The organism is Helicobacter monodelphidis, from assembly GCF_003288845.1.
Classification (GTDB): domain Bacteria; phylum Campylobacterota; class Campylobacteria; order Campylobacterales; family Helicobacteraceae; genus NHYN01.
This window is the reverse complement of sequence record NZ_NHYN01000042.1, coordinates 1-4,569: the sequence shown is the minus strand read 5'-3', so window position 1 is coordinate 4,569 and position 4,569 is coordinate 1. Positions and strand designations below refer to the sequence as shown.

The following is a 4,569-nucleotide window of genomic DNA, read 5'->3' as shown; positions in this document are numbered from 1 at the left end:
TTTTCTACTTTTTGAATAGGTGTTACTCTATTTTCTTTGCTTGAACTCAGTAAGTGTAAAAATTTGTTAACATCATTGTTTATAGAACTCATTGACTATCCTTCTTATCCAAATGGTTTTTCCAATAATCAAGAACATCTTGAAAAAGATTCAACATTGATTCTTTATCATCATTCGCTTCTTTCAAGAGTCTTAATTTTTCTCGTAAGAAAAAAACATACATTTCGTCCTTATTGCAATAACCTCCACTTTTGCGGATGGAGGGAAGGACATCGCTAATAACCCATTGCCTAAATGGCTTTGCTTTAGGTTTGTCGCTTCGCATAAGCACAAAGTAGAGTTGTGGCTCTGTGATGAAGGTGGCTTGTTGTTCTCTGCCCAAGCTGTCTTTGATGGGGTAGATTAAATCGACCCCATTATCAGAGTCTGATTCTATTGTTTCTTTACTAGCAGTGATGGGATAGATTAAATCTACCCCATCTCCAAATTCCCTTTTTATTGCATTTTTAACATCAGAAGTATTACTTATCTCCAACACCTCACAAATATCCCTTAGGCAAAAGAGAGGATTCTCATTATTGCCTAACACTCTAATACTTCCTAGATTCTCATTCTCAAACACTTGTAGATTCATACCTCTGCTCCTTTTCTTTTAGATTTCTACAAAAAGTTCTTTTTGTGCCGCCATTTTATTGATACCTTCTTCTGCAGAAACGACAATAGGAATAACGGCTTTGATACATTCATCAATTTCTTCAACACCAACAGAACCTTTTGCTTTACGCATAAAATCTAATCTTTTGCAAAAAGTTTCAATCTCACTTGCTGTGTATGGAAACCTACTTGCCTGATTATTACGATCCTGATAAGCATGAGCAATATCAGACATTAATTGCTCTATTTCATACTCTAAAAAAATATCTTGCAAAGAAAATTTCTTTGCGTAGATGGTAAATATTTCTTTTGCGGATTCAATTGTAGGCAAATTGATAAAAAATAATTCATCCCAACGGCCACGTCTTAAAAATTCTGGATTATTTACTAATATTGAGCCTAAATTATTTGCTGTGGCAAAAAATATGGCATTAAATTCATATTCGCTTGCTTCCGTGTTAATATCGTTTAAAACAGTCAGTAGGCGTCCTAGCATTCGTTTTTCGATTGGCTCTGCATTTCCAATCATTTTTTCAATTTCATCAATTAATAGCACATATTTTTCATTTGGAAATTCACGACACCGATTGCTTAAATATTCAAAAATTTGATTGAGTTTGCGGATTGGCTGTTCTGATTCCATAATTAGAGTAAGATTAAGCTGGATAAGAAGTCTTTTCGTTTCTCCTGCAAAGCATTTCGGAAAAAATGTTTTTCCTGTTCCAGGAATTCCAACTAGAAAAACACCTTTTGCTCTATAGCCATTTTCTTCCGCTTTCAAAAGATTTTTTGTCCATTGCTTTAACAAAGTTGCTCCACCGATTGCCTCAAGCGTAAACGGAGAGTCAATTACAGATAATCCTAAGCGACTTTCTAGGGCATCTTTCTCGCTTATCTTTGAAGTGAATTCTTGAGTAGTGCGTATGCCATAGCAATTAGGCAAGTCTTCAATAGTAAATAGTTTTTCAAATTCTGGAGGTGGATAATATGGAGCTATGCAAGAAAAAGGCTTTGCATTTGTAAAGCTTTTACGGATATCTTCCTTTGTAGGAAAAAATAAGAACGGCGGTTCTTGATGTTGTAATAATCTTTGGTAGTGAAACGAATCTTCAGAATAAAACCACTTGTAGACTACATCTGAATTTTTTAAGGGTTGGTTAAGGTTGCCCCCCCCCCCCCGACACCGTTAATGCCATTACTTATCATTATCAATATCTCCATTTTTAGGCTTTCAAATTCTTGGCATTCTAACTATCTTTACCTTAATTTAATCTGAATCATTTTTTACACACATTCATCTTCTCCTCCTCAAAAGACTTAAAATCTCATCGTTACTCAAATTCGAAAATAGCCTTTTTTTCTTGTTTTTACTATTGCCTAATTTTGTATTTGAAAAAATTTTTTTAAGGTTTTTTGTTAATATATTTTTAATTTTTTTGATTTCCGATAATGGATTTTTATGGGTATATTCATTTTTTTCCTCTAAGGATTCTTGCACTAATTCTTGTAAAGAATCCTTAGGCTCATATTTTGGTTTTATATCTCTACCAATCGCACTCAAAAAGCTGTCCTCATATCTATTTTGGAGTAAAATTTCTGCAATAATCTCTTCAGCTCTATGAGCTTTTATACCTACAAATTGAATATGAGAAGAATTAATTTCTGCATCTTGCAGATGAATTTCTATTACACCAAAAATATTTTCTTGTCGGAGCGCAGAATCAATTTCTGCTCTTAGGCTATCAATCGCAGATTTTTCAACCAAAAGCTTCCTTGCCCAAATATTTGCTGTTTTCACTTCTCCTAATTGAGATAATGCTGCTAAAAGCTGTTGTTTGACACTTGTTTCTCCTGTAAATCTATTTCCATTTTTACGTTTTTCAAGCAATTTTTTTATATGCTGAGAAAAATAATTCTCTTTTTCTTCTTGGTCCAAAATAAATACAGCATATTTTGCCTCTCTTAAAAAAGATTGCGATTTATGGCTTCTTGGACTCTGAATCACTGTAACTTTTTCACTTATTTTTGTTGTAGTTGCAAAAGCTGAATTGAAAGTTCTTTATTTTTAATTTCTAATTCTGCTTTGTGATTTTCTTCTCTCGCTAACTTCAATTTTAATTCTAAAACCTCTTTTTCCCTTTTTTCATGTTCTTGCACAGAATAATCATCATCTCTGTAAAGATTTAAAGTTTCTTTTGTTTCCTCTATTTCATTATCATAATTGTCGTTTTTCTCTGCAATTGTTATGATTCGCTCAATATTTCCGTTTTCGCTTTGTTCCTCAACGACAGAATCTATCACGAAAGCACTTGGATTGTTAATTATCTCATCAAGATCTTTATAAATCGTTTCTGTAGTAATATTCTGAGACAGCTCAAAATTAACAAAATCAAAATCTTGAACAATTGTTCTCCTTAGTTTTTTAATATCCATAAAAGAACCTTTACCAACGATATTTGGATTAATAATATATGCCTTCTTTACAAGCATATCGTATTCTCGTTTTAAATCGTCTCCTAATTTTATAATCACTTGAGCTTCTTCTAGCTCCTGAAAAGCTCGATAGACACTAGATTTTCCTAAAATTTTATTTCTTTCAAAATAAGAGACAAACTCTTGATTATAGACAAAAATATTTTGGTAATTAATGAATTTCATCATTGCCAAAAGAACTCTCAGTGCAGAGTCAGAAAGATTTTTGTTTACAAAGTCGATATTTTGCACAAAAAGCTTTACAAAATCATCTCTTGTTTTTTCTCTTCGCACAAATGATGAAGTTTCAGAAGTAACCTCGCCCGTCTTACTATCTTTTACTTCAACGACTTTATTATAAAGTTTTGAGGAATACTCTATTTCCTTTTCAAGATTTTTAATTTTTCGGTTCATTTTAACTCTCCTTGAATATGAAAAATTTCCATTTTTCTGAAACTTTTAGAAAAATTTACCTTAATAATCCTAATATTTCCCTTAAAATAGAATAATTATTCCCAAATGGGAATTCTCACTGGTGGGAGAGCTATTCCCACTGGTGGGACAGAAATTCCCACTGGTGGGAATTTTAAAACGCTACAAGCACCTAAACAAGGGGTTTTCAGCGTTTTTTTTACATCTTAATCTATTTGTGTTCGTATTGTTTTCCCAAGCCACTAGAAATTTTTAATTTTTGAACAACAAGCACAAATTAACCAAAAATAATAATTCAATACACCCATAAACACAATTTAAAGCAAAAATAAGACACTTTAATAATAAAACAATACTATTATGGCTTTAAAATATTATTTTTAAAAATATGACGATAAAAATGCTTTTAAAAGGTAATATTGAAATTTTATGAAAATAACAAAAATAAGCGAGAAAAATCAATAAAAATTCCCAAATTTTTAAAATTTTTGAATTTTATTTTGATCAAATTCTTCCTACATGAATCTTAAATAAACCGCCTAACTATAAACCACCGTTCACTATCTTTTATATAATTAAATTTAATTATATATATTAATATATTAAACATAAATTTATCATAATTTAATATCATAAATGAAATGTATTTATATATTTAAATCTAAATATATATTAATAAACTTTAATATATCTATATTCATATATAAATATTATTTTATAATTAAAAATACTTATATATACATAAAAACAAATATAATTCATATATATTATTATATTAAATTATATATATTAATATAAAACTATATTTAAATGTTAATAGATATATTTAAATATAAAAATATATATTTAAATTTAATTACTTATATTAAGATACTCTAAGATATTTATATTTATATTTATATATAAATATTGTTTTATAATTTACGAAAGTGTAAGGTTGGCTCTCCAATAATATTAGGACACTTACCAACTAATATCTATCCCAGCTATTAAGCTATCAGTAGCAAAGAT

Annotated in this window: 4 protein-coding genes; all 4 read right to left on the bottom strand. The window is 29.8% G+C overall.

The annotated features are described in order from the left end of the window. Positions 1–88: 88 nt before the first annotated feature. The 4 genes from CCZ01_RS09630 to CCZ01_RS09615 all read right to left on the bottom strand — a co-directional run bounded on the left by CCZ01_RS09630 (position 89) and on the right by CCZ01_RS09615 (position 3,540). Positions 89–634 carry a BRO-N domain-containing protein gene (locus tag CCZ01_RS09630; protein ID WP_112052998.1) on the bottom strand — a complete coding sequence of 182 codons (546 nt, stop codon included), beginning with the start codon at positions 632–634 and terminating at the stop codon, positions 89–91. An 18-nt stretch (positions 635–652) separates the two neighbouring features. Continuing rightward, positions 653–1,597 carry an AAA family ATPase gene (locus CCZ01_RS09625; RefSeq protein WP_181566390.1) on the bottom strand — a complete coding sequence of 315 codons (945 nt, stop codon included), beginning with the start codon at positions 1,595–1,597 and terminating at the stop codon, positions 653–655. 351 nt (positions 1,598–1,948) lie between these two features. After that, on the bottom strand, positions 1,949–2,659 hold the full coding sequence (locus CCZ01_RS09620) for a hypothetical protein (protein ID WP_112052996.1): 711 nt from the start codon (positions 2,657–2,659) through the stop codon (positions 1,949–1,951). A gap of 14 nt (positions 2,660–2,673) precedes the next feature. Next, the gene (locus CCZ01_RS09615) at positions 2,674–3,540 is read right to left on the bottom strand and encodes a helix-turn-helix domain-containing protein (protein ID WP_112052995.1); all 867 of its coding nucleotides are present in this window, start codon (positions 3,538–3,540) and stop codon (positions 2,674–2,676) included. Positions 3,541–4,569 lie beyond the last annotated feature (1,029 nt).